Origin of the sequence: Streptodolium elevatio (genome assembly GCF_040649515.1) — a bacterium.
GTDB lineage: Bacteria > Actinomycetota > Actinomycetes > Streptomycetales > Streptomycetaceae > Yinghuangia > Yinghuangia elevatio.
Genome location: NZ_JBEZFP010000060.1, coordinates 1 through 15,464 on the forward strand (window position 1 = coordinate 1; position 15,464 = coordinate 15,464).

Consider the following 15,464-nt stretch of genomic DNA (forward strand, 5'->3'; position numbering starts at 1 on the left):
TGCGAGGTCGTCCGGCAACCGGCCTCGGTTGCGTGCGGGGGTACCACCGGGATCACCGGATCAGTCGAGGCGGCTCTCGATCGCGGCGACCAGCGCCGGGTCGTGGGGGTCGGTGGTCGGGCGGAACCGGCCGACGACCGAGCCGTCCGCGGCGACCAGGAACTTCTCGAAGTTCCACTGCACGTCGCCGGCCGCGCCCTCGGCGTCGGCGGTCTCGGTCAGCGCGGCGTACAGCGGGTGGCGGCCGTCGCCGTTGACCTCGATCTTCTCGGTCAGCGGGAACGAGACGCCGTAGGTGGTCGAGCAGAACTCCTGGATCTCCTCCGCGGAGCCGGGCTCCTGCCCCATGAACTGGTTGCAGGGCACGCCCACGACGGTGAAGCCCCGCCCGGCGTACTCCTTCTGGAGCTCTTCCAGGCCCGTGTACTGCGGCGTCAGGCCGCACTTGGACGCGACGTTGACCACCAGCGCGGTCTTGCCGCCGGTCAGGTCGCCGAGGGTGCCGGAGGTGCCGTCGAGGCGGGCGATGGACGTGTCGAGCAGGCTCACAGCCGCTCTCCCTTCCTTGTTTCCCCGGGCGTCAGGTCCGCGAGAACCCGGTCCGGAGGCGGACGAACGGGGGGCGCTCCATTGTCACCCCGAGATCAACGGTGTCACCGGGAGCCCCCGGAGCCGACCGTGCCGACCGGGCCCCGCCGGGGTCAGCCGGCCGCGCCCCACGCCTCGACCGTACGCCGGAACCCCTCGCGCCACGGAACCGTGCACGGCCCGGTGATCGAGGTGCGCTTGGCGGTGTCCTGGATCTGTCCGCGCAGCGTGCCCGGCTGCTCGACGACCTGGACCTCGGCCGGCTTCCCGGTCAACTCGCCGAAGTACGCCGACCACTCCTGCACGCTGACCGGCTCGTCGCCACCCCAGTTGACGACGGTCGCGGGCGTGGACGCCGCGGCGAGCAGCGCCTCGGTCTGGCCGTTGATGTCGTCCTGGTGGATCGGGCTGTACATGCAGGGGTCCCAGCGGGTGACCACCGGACGGCCTTCCAGGACCGCGGCCAGGTGGTGGGTCGGCAGGCCGCCGTTGGGGCCGTACGACGCGTTCATGCGGGCGATGGTCACCGGCAGGTCGAAGGCACGGGCGCAGAAGCGGGCCACCGCCTCCTCACCGGTCTTCGAGACGGAGTACGTCGGGGAGTGCACGACGTTGGCGTCGCCCAGTGGGGCGGTCTCCGCGTACACGTGCATCGGGTCCTCGTGGGGGCGCAGCACCGAGGCCGTCGACATCACCAGCGCGGCCTTGGCCTTGCGGCAGTGCTGCAACAGCAGGCCGGTGCCCTCGGCGTTCACCCGGAGCGCCTCGTCGTAGTCCAGACCAGGGGCCTGGAACGTCGCCAGGTGCAGCACGTAGGTGAAGTCCTGCGGAAGCTCGCTGTAGTCCGCCGCGCCGAGGTCCACCGCGCGCGTCGTGACGCCGAGGGCGTCCACCTTCGCGCGGTCGTCCGGGTTGGAGAAGCGGGCGATGCCCCACACCTCGTTGTCCTTGGCCAGGTACTCGGTGAGCGGGAACGCGATCTGCCCCGCCGGGCCGGTGATCAGGATCTTTTCGCCGGACAACATCGAGTGGCCTCCTTCGGGATGTGACGCTTCGTCATATCCGAGATCGGCCACCGAAACCAGGAGGACCCCGGCGTGACGCTCGACGCACCCGCGGTGCGGAGCGCCCTCGGGCCGGCAGGCGAACCTCTACCGCCCGCGGTTCGTGCGGTTCACGCCGGACAGCGACAACTGGACGCCGGCCTGGCTGACGCCGGGGCACACGTACCCGCTCCAATTGGGCGCGGTCGCGTGGTCGGGCGCCGAGAGCGCGGGGGCGCCGGTGGTCTCGGCGACGGCGGTGGCACGTCCGGCGGAGCCCGTCGAACCCAAAGACTAAAGAGCTAAAACGTTGCTCCTTACACGAGTAAGCTGAGGGACTGCTCCCTTTCCGTGGCATCCCACGCAAAGGGAGCGGTCCTGACCACTCGCGTACCTACGTGGAGCCCCTGTGCTGTCCCCCTACAGGCGAATATTCGAAGCGCCCGGAAGCCTCGCGTTCTCCGCGGCCGGGTTCGTCTCACGCATGCCGCTGTCGATGACCGGCATCGGGATCGTCACCATGCTCTCCCAGATGCGCGACTCCTACGGCCTCGCCGGCGCCGTCACCGCGGTGATGATGATCTCCGGTGCGGTCTGCGGCCCCCAGATCTCGCGCCTCGTCGACCGCTTCGGGCAGCGCCGCGTCGCCCTCCCCGCCACCGCCGTGACGCTCTCCGGCGGTGCCGCACTGCTGATCTGCGCCCGGCTCGAAGCCCCCGACTGGACCCTGTTCGTCGCCGCGATCCCGGTCGGCTGCATGCCCACCTTCGGCTCGATGGTCCGCGCGCGGTGGTCGCACATCTACCGCGGCGACCCGGAACGCCTGCACACCGCCTACTCGTTCGAGTCCGTCGTCGACGAGATGTGCTTCATCCTCGGCCCGATCCTCGCGGTCGGACTGTCCACCGCGGTCTTCCCCGAGGCCGGCGTGCTGGTCTCCGGCACCTTCCTGGCCGTCGGCGCGGTGCTCTTCTGCGCGCAGACCAGGACCGAGCCGCCGGTACGCGCCCCCGACGGCACGAAGCACGGCTCCGCGATCCGCTCGGCCGGAGTGCGCGTGCTGGTCCTCACCTACATAGCCACCGGCGCCATCTTCGGCTCCATCGACGTCGTCACCGTCGCCTTCGCCGAGGACGAGGGGCACAAGGCCCTCGCCAGCGTCGCCCTCTCGGTCTACGCCCTCGGCTCCTGCGTCGCGGGCATCGCCTTCGGCATCATGAAGCCCCGCGGCACCGGCGCGGCGCGCTTCCTCACCGGCGTCCTCGTGATGTCCGCCAGCATGGTCCCGCTGCTCTTCGTCACCAACCTGTGGTTCGTCGGCGCCGCCCTCTTCCTCGCGGGCCTGTCCGTAGCGCCGACCATGGTCACCACGATGTCCCTCGTCGGCGACTTCGTCCCGGCCCGCCAGCTCACCGAGGGCATGTCCTGGACCATCACCGGCCTCGCCGTCGGCGTCGCGGCCGGCTCGTCCATCGGCGGCGTGGTGGTGGACGCCCACGGCTCAGCCGCCGGTTACTCCGTCCCGGTCGTCGCCGCGGCCGCCGGCGCCCTCATCGCGCTGGCCGGAAGCCCCTGGCTCCGCCGCCCGACCCCCGGGGACGCAATCGGCCCCGACACCGCGTCTCCGCAGGTCAGGGCCGATATGTCACAGAGCGGATGACGAGAATCGAACTCGCGTAATCAGTTTGGAAGACTGAGGCTCTACCATTGAGCTACATCCGCATGTGCCGCGACGCTCGGCTTTGGGCCGGGCGTCCGGGCATTAGAGTACCGGATCGGCGGGGGCGCGTGCGGGCAGGCACGCGACGAGGCGTTCACCGGGCAGTGCAGACTGTACCGTGGCGTCCTCTAGACTCTTCCGAGCGCCACGGGGCGTAGCGTAGTGGCTAGCGCGCCTGCTTTGGGAGCAGGAGATCGGGAGTTCGAGTCTCCCCGCCCCGACCATGCGTCCTGGTGGCGGAGCCCCCAAGCGCACCGCTACAGACCATTTCCATCTGGCCGGAAGTACCGCCGCCCGCAACAAGGAGACCCAACCGTGAAGAGCGCCGTGGAGACTCTGAACCCCACTCGGGTTCGGCTCACCGTCGAGGTTCCCTCCGAGGAGCTCAAGCCCAGCCTCGATGCGGCGTACAAGAAGATCAGCCAGTCGATCACGGTGCCGGGCTTCCGCAAGGGCAAGATCCCTTCGCGCATCATCGACCAGCGCTTCGGCCGCGAGGCGGTCTTCGTCGAGGCGTTCGACGACATTCTGTCGTCGTCGTACGGCAAGGCCGTCGAGGAGAACGAGCTCCGCGTGCTCGGCCAGCCCGAGGTGACCGAGGTCACCGAGGTCGGCGAGCTGTCCAACGGCGCGGACCTGAAGTTCATCGCCGAGGTGGACACGCGTCCGACCATCGAGGTGCCGGAGTACGAGGGCATCGAGGTGTCCGTCGACGACCTCGCGGTCACCGACGAGGACATCGACGAGCAGATCGACCAGCTCCGCGACCGCTTCGGCTCGCTGAAGGCCGTCGAGCGCGCCGCCGAGAAGGACGACACGGTCGTCATCGACCTCGAGGCGAAGGTCGACGGCGAGGTCCTGGAGGACGGCGTCGCGTCCGGCATGTCGTACGTGGTCGGCAGCGACACCATGATCGACGGCCTGGACGAGGCCGTGACCGGCCTGTCCGCCGGCGAGGAGAAGGCGTTCTCGACCGAACTCAAGGGCGGCAGCGGCGAGGGCCAGACCGCGGACGTCACGGTCAAGGTCACCGCCGTCAAGACCAAGGAACTTCCCGAGCTGGACGACGACTTCGCGCAGCTCGCGAGCGAGTTCGACACGCTGGACGAGCTCAAGGCCGACATCAAGGGCCGCCTGGAGCACACCAAGGCGCACGACCAGATCAACGACGGCCGCGACAAGGTCCTCGAGAAGCTGCTCGAGCTCGTCGAGGTGCCGCTGCCGGAGAAGGTCGTCGCCGAGGAGATCGACCAGCGCAAGCAGCAGATGGACCAGCAGCTCTCGATGATGGGCGTCACGCTGGACAAGTGGCTGGAGATCCAGGGCCAGACCGCCGAGGCGTACGACGCCGAGTTGCAGGACAGCGTCGCCAAGGGCATGCGGGTGCAGTTCCTCCTCGACGAGATCGTCAAGAAGGAGCAGATCTCGGTCAACCAGGACGAGCTGACCCAGCACCTCATCGCCCGCGCCCAGCAGTCCGGCATGAGCCCGGACCAGTTCGCCCAGCAGGTCATGCAGGCCGGGTACGTCCCGGTGCTGGTCGGCGAGGTCGCCCGCGGCAAGGCGCTGGACGTCATCGCGGCGGCGGCCAAGGCCACCGACGCGTCGGGCAACGAGGTCGACCTGGCCAAGGACCTGCACGCGGGCGACGAGGGTCACGAGCACCACGACCACTGAGCGTCCGAGGACTTCGGGCGGGGGTCGGAGCGGCCGCGGACGATCGCGGCGATCTGACGCACCGTCCGATCGCTTGAACGCCGGGGCCCGGCCGCTTCCCAGCGGCCGGGCCCCGACGCATTGGGTGCGTCCCCGGACACGCCCCGGGTACCGCCCGCCCCGCTGCACGGTGTAGCCCATCGGCCCGCGCCCCGCCCGGAAATCGGACCGATGCGCTGTGGGCGAACAGCCCGGCGTCGGGGATGGCCACAGCGGATCAGCGCGTTAGGGTCGCTGTACGAGGGGACACCGCCAGGCGTCCGTGCCGGAACCGGGCAGGACCGGTGCCCCCGCAAAGGTCGACTTCAGGACGGCTCGGGTTGCCGTCGGAAACGAGCAGGTGGATACGTGACGAATCCGCAGATCGTGACTCCGGGACTCGCGGTGCCCGCCATGCGCGCACCTCAGGGCGGTATGGGGCTCGACGACCAGGTCTACAACCGGCTGCTGCGCGAGCGGATCATCTTCCTCGGCGCGCCGGTCGACGACCAGATCGCGAACGCGATCTCGGCGCAGCTGCTGCTGCTCAACGCCGAAGACCCGGACAAGGACATCTCGCTGTACATCAACTCGCCGGGCGGCTCCGTCACGGCGGGTATGGCGATCTACGACACCATGCAGTTCATCAGCAACGACGTGTCGACCGTCGCGATGGGACTGGCGGCCTCGATGGGCCAGTTCCTGCTGACGGCCGGTGCGCCGGGCAAGCGCATCGCGCTGGCCAACACCGAGATCCTCATGCACCAGCCCTCCGCGGGCCTCGGCGGTGCCGCGTCGGACATCCGCATCCAGGCCGCGCAGCTGCTGCGCCTGAAGAAGCGCATGGCCGAGCTGATCGCCGAGCACTCCGGGCGCACCTACGAGGAGATCGAGCGCGACTCGGACCGCGACCGCTGGTTCACCGCCGGCGAGGCCAAGGATTACGGTCTGGTCGACCACGTGGTCACCAGCGCCCGCGAGGTCCCGACCAACGGCAGCGCCAGCTGATCCGCCGGCGACAACCCGCAGCCGAGTCAACCAGCATTGCCGTCCGGAGGATCTGAACCCATGACCGACCTGTCCTTCCCCACCCCGAGGCCGGACGCCCAGTCGCTTTTCACCGGGCGTCCCGACGGCCGCTACATCGTCCCGCAGTTCGAGGAGCGCACCTCCCAGGGCATCAAGCGGTACGACCCCTACGCCAAGCTCTTCGAAGAGCGCATCATCTTCCTCGGCGTCCAGATCGACGACACGTCCGCCAACGACGTGATGGCCCAGCTGCTCACGCTGGAGTCGATGGACCCGGACCGCGACATCTCGATCTACATCAACTCGCCCGGCGGCTCGTTCACCGCGCTGACCGCCATCTACGACACGATGCAGTTCGTGCGCCCCGACATCCAGACGGTGTGCATGGGCCAGGCGGCCTCGGCCGCCGCGGTGCTGCTCGCGGCCGGCACGGCCGGCAAGCGAATGGCGCTGCCGAACTCCCGCATTCTCATCCACCAGCCGTACAGTGAAACTGGGCGTGCGCAGGTTTCCGACCTGGAGATCCAGGCCAACGAGATCATGCGCATGCGCACGCTGCTGGAGGACATGCTTTCCAAGCACAGCAATCGTCCGATCGAACAGGTCCGCGAGGACATCGAGCGGGACAAGATCCTCACCGCCGAAGAGGCGCTGGCGTACGGCCTCATCGACGAGATCACCTCCCCGCGGAAGTCCCCCCGGTCGACCGGATGACGGCGGCATCGGCCGGTCGGGAGTGTCGCGACCGGCCGATGGACCCTCTCCCGAGGGGGGCGTTCGCGGTTCGAGGGGGCACCGGCCCCTCAAAATGACCGCGGACGGGCCAAAACCAGGGGATGGGCGTTTGCGGCGGGGTACCGTCGAAAGACCAGGCACCAGGTCCGGTTCCTACCGGGGCCCAGGCGAAGGAGATGCACCTCGTGGCACGCATCGGTGACGGTGGCGATCTGCTCAAGTGCTCGTTCTGCGGTAAGAGCCAGAAGCAGGTGAAGAAGCTCATTGCCGGTCCGGGTGTGTACATCTGCGACGAGTGCATCGACCTGTGCAACGAGATCATCGAGGAGGAACTCTCCGAGTCCTCCGAGCTGAAGTTCGAGGAACTCCCCAAGCCACGGGAGATCTGCGAATTCCTGGACGGGTACGTGGTGGGCCAGGAGGTCGCCAAGAAGGCGCTCTCCGTGGCGGTCTACAACCACTACAAGCGCGTCCAGGCCGGCGAGAGCGCCAAGGGCGGCGGCCGCGACGACGGCGTGGAGCTGGCGAAGTCCAACATCCTGCTGCTCGGCCCCACCGGCTGCGGCAAGACGCTGCTGGCCCAGACGCTGGCCCGGATGTTGAACGTCCCCTTCGCCATCGCCGACGCGACGGCGCTCACCGAGGCCGGCTATGTCGGCGAGGACGTCGAGAACATCCTGCTCAAGCTGATCCAGGCCGCCGACTACGACGTCAAGAAGGCCGAGACCGGGATCATCTACATCGACGAGGTCGACAAGATCGCCCGCAAGAGCGAGAACCCGTCGATCACGCGCGACGTCTCCGGCGAGGGCGTGCAGCAGGCACTGCTCAAGATCCTGGAGGGCACCACCGCGAGCGTCCCGCCGCAGGGCGGCCGCAAGCACCCGCACCAGGAGTTCATCCAGATCGACACGACGAACGTCCTGTTCATCGTGGGCGGCGCGTTCGCCGGTCTGGAGCGCATCATCGAGGGCCGGGTCGGCAAGAAGGGCATCGGCTTCGGCGCCCAGATCCGCTCGAAGCGCGACATCGACATCGCCGACGCGTTCGGCGAGGTCATGCCGGAGGACCTGCTCAAGTACGGCATGATCCCCGAGTTCATCGGCCGCCTCCCGGTGCTGACCTCGGTGCACAACCTGGACCGCGAGGCGCTCATCTCGATCCTCACGGAGCCGAAGAACGCGCTGGTGAAGCAGTACCGGCGGTTGTTCGAACTCGACGGTGTGGAGCTGGACTTCGAGATGGAGGCGCTGGAGGCCATCGCCGACCAGGCGATCCTGCGGGGCACCGGCGCCCGCGGCCTGCGCGCCATCATGGAAGAGGTCCTGATGTCGGTGATGTACGAGGTGCCGTCCCGCAAGGACATCGCCCGCGTCGTCATCACCCACGACGTCGTCCTCAAGCACGTCAACCCGACGCTGGTGCCGCGCGAGATCGTCAAGCGCGAGCGGCGCGACAAGAGCGCCTGAGCCCACTTCGCGACAAGGCCCCGCATCCCGGCGACCGGGATGCGGGGCTTCTGTGTGTCTGCCGCCCTGTGCTTCTTGCGCTGTGCCCTGTGCTCCGTGCGCTGTGCTCCTTGAGCTGTGCGCTATGCGCTTTCGGTCGGCAAGCCGGCCGCGACCCAGTCCTCGATGCCCTCGCGGTACTTGCGGACGTCCGCGTACCCGAGCCGGACCAGCGCGTCGGCGACCTGGCCGCTGTTCGGGCAGGCGGGGTTGCTGCAGTAGGTGACGACGGGCCGGGTGCGGTCGGGTAGCCGCTCGGCCGCCCGCTCGGCGACTTCGGTGGGGTGCAGCGGTATCGCGCCGGGGAGGTGCTGCTTGGCGTGGTACTCGCCGCCGAGTGCGTCGACGACGGTCACCGCGTCGTCGGCGATCGCCGAGCGCAGTTCGTCACGGGTGATCAATGCGGTCATGGCTGGACGCCTCCAGTGAAGTGGACTATGGTCCGGTTGTGCCCGATGAACTTAACGGACCGCAGTCCGCTTCGTCAATGCGTGGGCGCGACGCCGCCGACGCCGCCGCGCCGACCACGCTGTCCGTCGCGTCCGTCACCTCCGGCCCGCCGCGCCGCGAGCGGGCGGACGCGGCCCGCAATCGCCGCCGCATCCTGGACGCCGCGGGGGAGTTGTTCGCCGCACACGGCGTCGAGAACGTGAGCATGGACGCCGTCGCGGCGGCCTCCGGCGTGGGGAAGGGCACGCTGTTCCGGCGCTTCGGCGATCGCGCCGGGCTGGCCGCGGCGCTGCTCGACGAGCGCGAGTCGGTGCTCCAGGAGGCGATCCTGCGGGGCCCGGCCCCGCTCGGGCCGGGGGAGGGAGGCGACGAGCCGGAACCCGCCGACCGGGCGGAGGCGTTCGTCCGGGCGTACCTGGACTACGCGTTCGAAAACCTTGAGCTGGTACGCGCCTCCGAGACCGCGTCACCGGGCGCCCGCTACCGCATCGGCGCCTACCGGTTCTGGCGGCACCACCTCACGTTGCTGATGACCGCAGGAGGACACCCGCCGCAGACCGCCGAACTGCTCGCCGAGGCGCTGCTCGCGCCGCTCGGCGCGGACCAGTTGACCGCGCAACAGGCCGAGGGCCGCGAGCCGGCCGCCATCGCGGACGCGGTGGCCTGGCAGGCGCGCCGGATCACCCGCGCATAGCGGTCGGCGGTCAGCGGTTGGCCGCGCCCGCCCAGCCGTGGCGGCGTGCCTCGCCTGCCGAAAAGAACGTGCCGTCAGCCGTGTGCTGCCGGTCGTGTCCGTTCACCCCTCGCCGCGCGACCCGGTGAGGTAGATGCCTTCCATCCGCGCCACGAGGCCCGCAATCGTGTCGGTGCTGCTGCCGAAGAGCATGCGTGTGTCGTCGCCCCACAGGCACACGACGGAGCGCGGCCCGGTCCAGCAGCGCATGAGGCCGGGCTGCCGCCACAGGCCTGCGGGCAGATCGCTCTCGACGGCGGCCTCCGACGCGGGCACGAAGTCCCGTACGAAGTCGGTGGGCTCGACGTCGCGGCGCACACCGGTCGAGAAGAGCGTCCCGTCCGAACTCCGGCTCTCCTGGTAGACCATCGTGCGCACCTCGTCGAAGTCACGGGCGAACGCACCGGTGATGTCCTGGACGGAGGGCGGCGCTTCGTCGTCCGGTACGCCCGGCACCCCGCCGACCGACGACGGCAGCGCGAACGGCTCCGCCACCGCGGCCGGCCGGGAGGTGCCGGGCGGCGCCCCGCTGCCCGCCGGGGCCGGGGCGGGAGCCGTCGCCGCGGCGGAGCGGGAGGGCGCGGATTGCTCGCGCCCCGACTTGTCGTCGTCGCCGAGCACGACGAACAGGATCACCACCGCGGCGGCGACCACCACCAGGGCTCCGCCGATGCCGGCGACGAGCGCGGTCCGGGCCGCGGACGTGCGGCGCGGGGGTACTGGGAACTGGTATCCGGGCGGGCCGTACGGCTGCTGCCCGGGAATCTGGGACACACCCCCGGGCGGAAGCGCGGGACCGAACGCGGGGCCGAACGCGGCGCCGTACGACGGACCGTACGCGGATGGTGCGGCAGGGGACGGGAACCCGGGCCCGGGCTCGACAGGAACTCCCTGCCTGACAGGACTGACAGGACTGACAGGACTGACAGGACTGACAGGTCCGACAGGCCCGGCGGTCCCCGCGGGTCGCTGCGCGGACGGCTCCGCGGGCATGACCCAAGTCCGGGGCAGCGGCGGTGGCCCCGGATCCGCCGGCGGCGGCACGGCAGGCGGCTGCGCGGGGGCCCCGGATGGGCCGTCCGCTCCGGTCCCGGGGTGGAACTCGGGCGACGGCGAGCCGTCCTCACGGCGTTCGGGCCAACCCCCGTGGTCTGTGCTCATGGGCCTCGCGGCGCGCGCGGTGCCGCGGCGCGCCGCACCTCCTCTCGCGACGGCGGGCACCGCACCGGTTCCGGCGACCGCTTGCCCGATACGTTTGTCCGAGGCGTCGGTGCCAAATATCTGCCGCCACGCCTGACAGCTGCGTTCGCCAGCTGCTTCTGTCACCTACGTCTGCCAGATACGTGCCCGCTAGCGCGCGTTCGTCACCGCCGCCCGCATGTCCCGTGTGGTCCTGGCGAGTTCGTCCTGCGAATCGACGTTGTCGGCCCCCGCGAGGGCGAGGACCGAGCCCACGGTGCTGTCATCGGCCCACACGCACATTTCGAGTGTCAGGTTCTGCCTCGGATACTCGACCGGATGGCACTGCAGGAGGCCGCCGAGCGGTCCCGCGTCCTGGCGCCGTACAGCAGCGGGGGCCACGCGGGCGTCGGATGCCCGGAGTTCCTCGTAGAACCGGTCCAGCTTGTCCTGTGCGGCACCGGAGCGCCGGTCCGCCGCGACGACCACGATGACGTCCGCGCGCGCCGCGCCGGCGCGGCCGTACGCGCCGGCCTCGCCCCTGCCGTCCAACGCCCTTCGCACTGCGGCGAGATCGACCGCGTCGTCCATGCGCGCCAGGCCCGCGGCGTCGGCGGGTAGCCGCGGCGGAGGCGGCTCGCCGCCTTCGGTGAGCCCGCCGATGAGGGCGACCGCTCCGATGACCGCGGCGACGGCCGCGGCCAGTCCGGCGAGCGCGAGCAGGGCGGAGCGCCGGGAAATCCCGGCGGCGCCGCGGCCCGTCGGCGGGACCGCGCCCTCGTGCGTCACGAACACCTCTGGCAGACACGCAAATGCGGACAGGTGGTCGCCTGCACGCTACCGCGCGGAGAGCGGCGGGCGCCTGCGCGTCCCCCGAACGTGCGGGGGCGCGTAGGCGCCCGATGCCGTGGTCGGCCACGTCGACCGGTCCGCCGGCTCACGGGTCCGCCCGAACGGGCTACTTCTCCAGATCGGTGCGCATCTCCACGAGCTTCTTCGCCGCCGCGTCCGCGGACAGCTTGTCGAAGTACGCGACCGCGACGGTGTTGTTGTCCGACCACGCGCAGATGGCCGCCGGGTAGGCGTCCTGCGCCGGCATGCACTCGACCGTGCCGCCCAGCGGGCCCGGGGCGTACGTCTTCATCGTGACGCCCTCCGGAACGCTGCCGCCGTCCCCGTTCACGTAGTCGATCATGCCGCGGACCATGTGCTCCACGCGCTTGCCGTCGGTCGTGGCGAGCCCGTCGACGCCCACGAAGAGCACTTCGCGCGGGCTGGTCGGCGTCTTGCCGTACGCGACCACGACGAGGTTGTTCTCGTCGGTCATCTCTCCCGGGTCGACCGGCACGTCCGAGGGCGCGCCGTCGCCGACCAGGCGCTCGTAGCCGCCGGTACGCGCGGCCGACACCAGGACGCGCGGCCCGGACTTGCCGCCCGAGTCGGGGGACGCGGCCCCGGTCGGCGTCTTCGTCCCGCCGGGCTTCTTGGCGGTCGCGTCCGTCGCGCCCGGAGACGCGGCCGGGGAACTGCCGGGATCCGAGGCGTCCGCCGAAGGCGCCGATCCGGACGGCTCGGCCGAGATCGTGGGCGTGCCCTCGGCCTTGTCCTTGTCATCGCCGGGCATCTCACATGCGGTCAGCGCGAGCGTGCCCAGCATCGCGGCGGCGAGCACAAGCGTGGAGACACGAACGGACGTACGAGCAGACGTACGAGTGGAAATGCGAGTGCGCACAGGGTCCCCCCAAGGACGAGTCCGGTGCCGGATCCGCCCGGCGTCCTCCCCATGGCCCCCCAGGGTCGGCCGCCTGTCCGGCTCGGCTCCGAACATTAGCGCTCCGACCAGGTGTTTTCCTTACCGAGGCAGGCCGGTGACAGCACGGTGACAAACCGGTGACGCCGACGCCGTGCCCGCTGTGTCCGTGCGGTGCCGAAGAGGGGGTCCGCCTTCCGTAGACTTGGGTGCTGTGACCGAGACTTCTTCCTCCGCAGCCGCTGCCGAAGCGCAGACCCTCTCGTCCCAGTACGCCCCTGCCGAGGTAGAGGCCAAGCTGTACGAGCGCTGGGTAGCCGCGGGCTACTTCGAAGCCGATGCGAAGAGCACGAAGCCGGCCTACACGATCGTCATCCCGCCGCCCAACGTCACCGGATCGCTGCACCTCGGCCACGCCTTCGAGCACACGCTGATCGACAGCCTGACGCGCCGCAAGCGCATGCAGGGCTACGAGACGCTGTGGCAGCCCGGCATGGACCACGCCGGTATCGCGACGCAGAACGTCGTCGAGCGCGAGCTCGCCAAGGAGGGCCTGTCCCGCCACGACCTCGGCCGTGAGGCGTTCGTCGAGCGCGTGTGGCAGTGGAAGGACGAGTCGGGCGGCAAGATCCTCGGCCAGATGCGCCGCCTCGGTGACGGCGTCGACTGGCGCCGCGAGCGCTTCACGATGGACGAGGGCCTGTCGCGCGCCGTCCAGACGATCTTCAAGAACCTGTTCGACGACGGCCTGATCTACCGGGCCGAGCGCATCATCAACTGGTGTCCGCGCTGCCTGACCGCGATCTCCGACATCGAGGTCGAGTACCAGGACGACGAGGGCGAGCTCGTCTCGATCCGCTACGGCAGCGGTGCCGACGCCATCGTCGTGGCGACCACGCGCGCCGAGACGATGCTCGGCGACACCGCCGTCGCGGTCCACCCGAACGACGAGCGCTACCGCCACCTGGTCGGCACCGAGATCGAACTGCCGCTCACCGGCCGCCGCATCCCGATCGTCGCGGACGAGCACGTCGACCCCGAGTTCGGCACCGGCGCGGTCAAGGTGACGCCCGCCCACGACCCGAACGACTTCGAGATCGGCCGACGCCACGACCTGCCGTCGATCACCGTCCTCGACGAGCGGGCCGTCATCACCGCGCACGGCCCGTTCCAGGGGCTCGACCGCTTCGAGGCCCGCTCGGCGATCGTCGCCGCGCTGCGTGCCGACGGCCGCATCGTCGCCGAGAAGCGCCCGTACACGCACTCCGTCGGGCACTGCTCGCGCTGCAAGACCACCGTCGAGCCGCGCCAGTCGATGCAGTGGTGGGTCAAGGTCGGCCCGCTCGCGCAGGCGGCCGGCGACGCGGTGCGCGACGGCCGCGTCGCGATCCACCCCAAGGAGATGGAGGCCCGCTACTTCGGCTGGGTCGACAACCTGCACGACTGGTGCATCTCGCGCCAGCTGTGGTGGGGCCACCGCATCCCGGTCTGGTACGGCCCGAACGGCGAGGTCGTCTGCGTCGGCCCGGACGACGAGGCGCCGTCCGGCGAGGGCTGGCACCAGGAGCACGACGTCCTCGACACGTGGTTCTCGTCGGGCCTGTGGCCGTTCTCCACGCTCGGGTGGCCCGAGCAGACCGCCGACATGGAGAAGTTCTTCCCCACGTCGGTCCTGGTCACCGGTTACGACATCCTGTTCTTCTGGGTCGCCCGGATGATGATGTTCGGGCTGTACGCGATGGACGGCACGCCGCCGTTCCACACCATCGCGCTGCACGGCATGGTCCGCGACCAGTTCGGCAAGAAGATGTCGAAGTCGTTCGGCAACGCGGTCGACCCGCTCGAGTGGATGGACGCGTACGGCACCGACGCGCTGCGCTTCACCCTCGCCCGCGGCGCCAACCCGGGCACCGACGTCCCGATCGGCGAGGACTGGGTCCAGGGGTCGCGCAACTTCTGCAACAAGGTCTGGAACGCGACCCGGTTCGCGCTCATGAACGGCGCCACGGTCGAGGGCCCGCTGCCGCCCGCCGAGGAGCTGTCCACCGTCGACCGGTGGATCCTCTCGCGGCTGGACGCGACCGTCGCCGAGGTCGACGCGCTGTACGAGGACTACCAGTTCGCGAAGCTGACCGACGCCCTCTTCCACTTCGCGTGGGACGAGGTCTTCGACTGGTACGTCGAGCTGTCCAAGATCACCCTCCAGGCGGGCGGCGCCCCGGCCGCGGCGACCCGGCGTGTCCTCGGCCACGTCCTCGACGTGACGCTCCGCCTGCTGCACCCGATCATCCCGTTCGTCACCGAGGCGCTGTGGACGGCGCTGACCGGCGGGGAGTCGCTGGTGGTCGCCGAGTGGCCGCAGCCGGCCGACCGCCGCGACCCGGCCGCCGAGGCCGAGGTGACGACGCTTCAGCAGGTCGTCACCGAGGTCCGCCGCTTCCGCGGGGACCAGGGCCTCAAGCCGGGCCAGAAGGTCCCGGCGCGGCTCACCCTCGGCGGCACCGCGCTCGCCGCGCACGAGGCGCCGATCCGTACGCTCGCCCGACTCGAACCGGACGGCGAAGGCTTCGCCGCCACCACGTCGTTCCCGATCGCGGGCGCGCTGGTCGAGCTGGACCTGTCCGGCGCGATCGACGTGGCCGCCGAGCGACGCCGTCTGGAGAAGGACCGCGGGGCGGCCGAGAAGGTCAAGGAGCAGTGCACGAAGAAGCTCGCCAACGAGGGCTTCCTGAGCAAGGCGTCGGCCGAGGTCGTCGCCAAGGTGCGCGGCCAACTGGAGACCGCCGAGGCCGACATCGCGCGCATCGCCGGGCAGCTCGACCGGCTGCCCAAGGTCTGACGGAAACACCGTGCTCTGTGCGGACGGCCCTCCGGCGGGGGCGAACGGGCCGTCCGCACAAGGCGCACAGGGCGCACGCGTCACACGAGGACAAGGCGCGCGAGCCGTCCGAGCGGCAAGCCGCCGGAGGGCGGCACACCACCCGATGGCAGCGCACCGCCCGACCACGACGAACCACCCGATCACGACGAACCC

General features: G+C 70.5%; 14 protein-coding genes and 2 tRNA genes. 8 read left to right on the forward strand and 8 right to left on the reverse strand.

Annotation, left to right across the window (positions count from 1 at the left end; genetic code table 11):
* Positions 1 to 60: 60 nt before the first annotated feature.
* The 3 genes from AB0C36_RS22535 to AB0C36_RS22545 form a co-directional block, all read right to left on the reverse strand.
* On the reverse strand, positions 61 to 549 hold the full coding sequence (locus AB0C36_RS22535; protein WP_435839100.1) for a glutathione peroxidase: 489 nt from the start codon (positions 547 to 549) through the stop codon (positions 61 to 63).
* Between the two features lie 152 nt (positions 550 to 701).
* Positions 702 to 1,613 (reverse strand): NAD-dependent epimerase/dehydratase family protein, encoded by a 912-nt coding sequence (locus tag AB0C36_RS22540; protein WP_358356672.1) that lies wholly within the window; start codon positions 1,611 to 1,613, stop codon positions 702 to 704.
* 126 nt (positions 1,614 to 1,739) lie between these two features.
* Positions 1,740 to 1,922: a hypothetical protein gene (locus tag AB0C36_RS22545; protein WP_358356673.1), complete on the reverse strand. Its 183-nt coding sequence runs from the start codon at positions 1,920 to 1,922 to the stop codon at positions 1,740 to 1,742.
* Between the two features lie 118 nt (positions 1,923 to 2,040).
* On the opposite strand from AB0C36_RS22545, the gene AB0C36_RS22550 reads away from it, so the two are divergent.
* Positions 2,041 to 3,291, forward strand: coding sequence for an MFS transporter (locus AB0C36_RS22550; RefSeq protein WP_358356674.1), 1,251 nt, complete (start codon positions 2,041 to 2,043; stop codon positions 3,289 to 3,291).
* On the opposite strand, the gene AB0C36_RS22555 is transcribed toward AB0C36_RS22550, so the two are convergent.
* A tRNA-Gly gene (locus AB0C36_RS22555) sits at positions 3,283 to 3,353 on the reverse strand. The two genes, AB0C36_RS22550 and AB0C36_RS22555, sit on opposite strands and share 9 nt — an antisense overlap.
* A gap of 146 nt (positions 3,354 to 3,499) precedes the next feature.
* Here AB0C36_RS22555 and AB0C36_RS22560 point away from each other — a divergent pair.
* The 5 genes from AB0C36_RS22560 to clpX all read left to right on the forward strand — a co-directional run bounded on the left by AB0C36_RS22560 (position 3,500) and on the right by clpX (position 8,279).
* Positions 3,500 to 3,575: transfer RNA gene (locus AB0C36_RS22560), tRNA-Pro, on the forward strand.
* A gap of 91 nt (positions 3,576 to 3,666) precedes the next feature.
* Positions 3,667 to 5,028, forward strand: coding sequence for a trigger factor (tig, locus tag AB0C36_RS22565; protein ID WP_358356676.1), 1,362 nt, complete (start codon positions 3,667 to 3,669; stop codon positions 5,026 to 5,028).
* A 432-nt stretch (positions 5,029 to 5,460) separates the two neighbouring features.
* Positions 5,461 to 6,054 (forward strand): ATP-dependent Clp protease proteolytic subunit, encoded by a 594-nt coding sequence (locus tag AB0C36_RS22570; RefSeq protein ID WP_358356737.1) that lies wholly within the window; start codon positions 5,461 to 5,463, stop codon positions 6,052 to 6,054.
* A gap of 60 nt (positions 6,055 to 6,114) precedes the next feature.
* Positions 6,115 to 6,789 (forward strand): ATP-dependent Clp protease proteolytic subunit, encoded by a 675-nt coding sequence (locus tag AB0C36_RS22575; RefSeq protein ID WP_358356678.1) that lies wholly within the window; start codon positions 6,115 to 6,117, stop codon positions 6,787 to 6,789.
* 206 nt (positions 6,790 to 6,995) lie between these two features.
* A complete protein-coding gene (gene clpX / locus AB0C36_RS22580) occupies positions 6,996 to 8,279 on the forward strand; it encodes an ATP-dependent Clp protease ATP-binding subunit ClpX (protein ID WP_358356680.1) in 1,284 nt (427 codons plus the stop codon).
* 122 nt (positions 8,280 to 8,401) lie between these two features.
* Here clpX and AB0C36_RS22585 read toward each other — a convergent pair whose 3' ends face one another.
* A complete protein-coding gene (locus AB0C36_RS22585) occupies positions 8,402 to 8,728 on the reverse strand; it encodes a rhodanese-like domain-containing protein (protein ID WP_358356681.1) in 327 nt (108 codons plus the stop codon).
* Between the two features lie 77 nt (positions 8,729 to 8,805).
* Here AB0C36_RS22585 and AB0C36_RS22590 point away from each other — a divergent pair, with 77 nt between their 5' ends.
* Positions 8,806 to 9,462 (forward strand): TetR/AcrR family transcriptional regulator, encoded by a 657-nt coding sequence (locus tag AB0C36_RS22590; protein WP_358356683.1) that lies wholly within the window; start codon positions 8,806 to 8,808, stop codon positions 9,460 to 9,462.
* Positions 9,463 to 9,564: 102 nt separating this feature from the next.
* Here the strand turns inward: AB0C36_RS22590 and AB0C36_RS22595 are convergent, their stop codons facing one another.
* From AB0C36_RS22595 to AB0C36_RS22605, 3 genes are all read right to left on the reverse strand, one after another.
* Positions 9,565 to 10,275 carry a hypothetical protein gene (locus tag AB0C36_RS22595; protein ID WP_358356684.1) on the reverse strand — a complete coding sequence of 237 codons (711 nt, stop codon included), beginning with the start codon at positions 10,273 to 10,275 and terminating at the stop codon, positions 9,565 to 9,567.
* Positions 10,276 to 10,851: 576 nt separating this feature from the next.
* Positions 10,852 to 11,469 carry a hypothetical protein gene (locus AB0C36_RS22600; protein ID WP_358356685.1) on the reverse strand — a complete coding sequence of 206 codons (618 nt, stop codon included), beginning with the start codon at positions 11,467 to 11,469 and terminating at the stop codon, positions 10,852 to 10,854.
* Positions 11,470 to 11,638: 169 nt separating this feature from the next.
* Positions 11,639 to 12,412 (reverse strand): hypothetical protein, encoded by a 774-nt coding sequence (locus AB0C36_RS22605; RefSeq protein ID WP_358356687.1) that lies wholly within the window; start codon positions 12,410 to 12,412, stop codon positions 11,639 to 11,641.
* Positions 12,413 to 12,644: 232 nt separating this feature from the next.
* On the opposite strand from AB0C36_RS22605, the gene AB0C36_RS22610 reads away from it, so the two are divergent.
* The gene (locus AB0C36_RS22610; RefSeq protein ID WP_358356689.1) at positions 12,645 to 15,269 is read left to right on the forward strand and encodes a valine--tRNA ligase; all 2,625 of its coding nucleotides are present in this window, start codon (positions 12,645 to 12,647) and stop codon (positions 15,267 to 15,269) included.
* Positions 15,270 to 15,464: the final 195 nt, after the last annotated feature.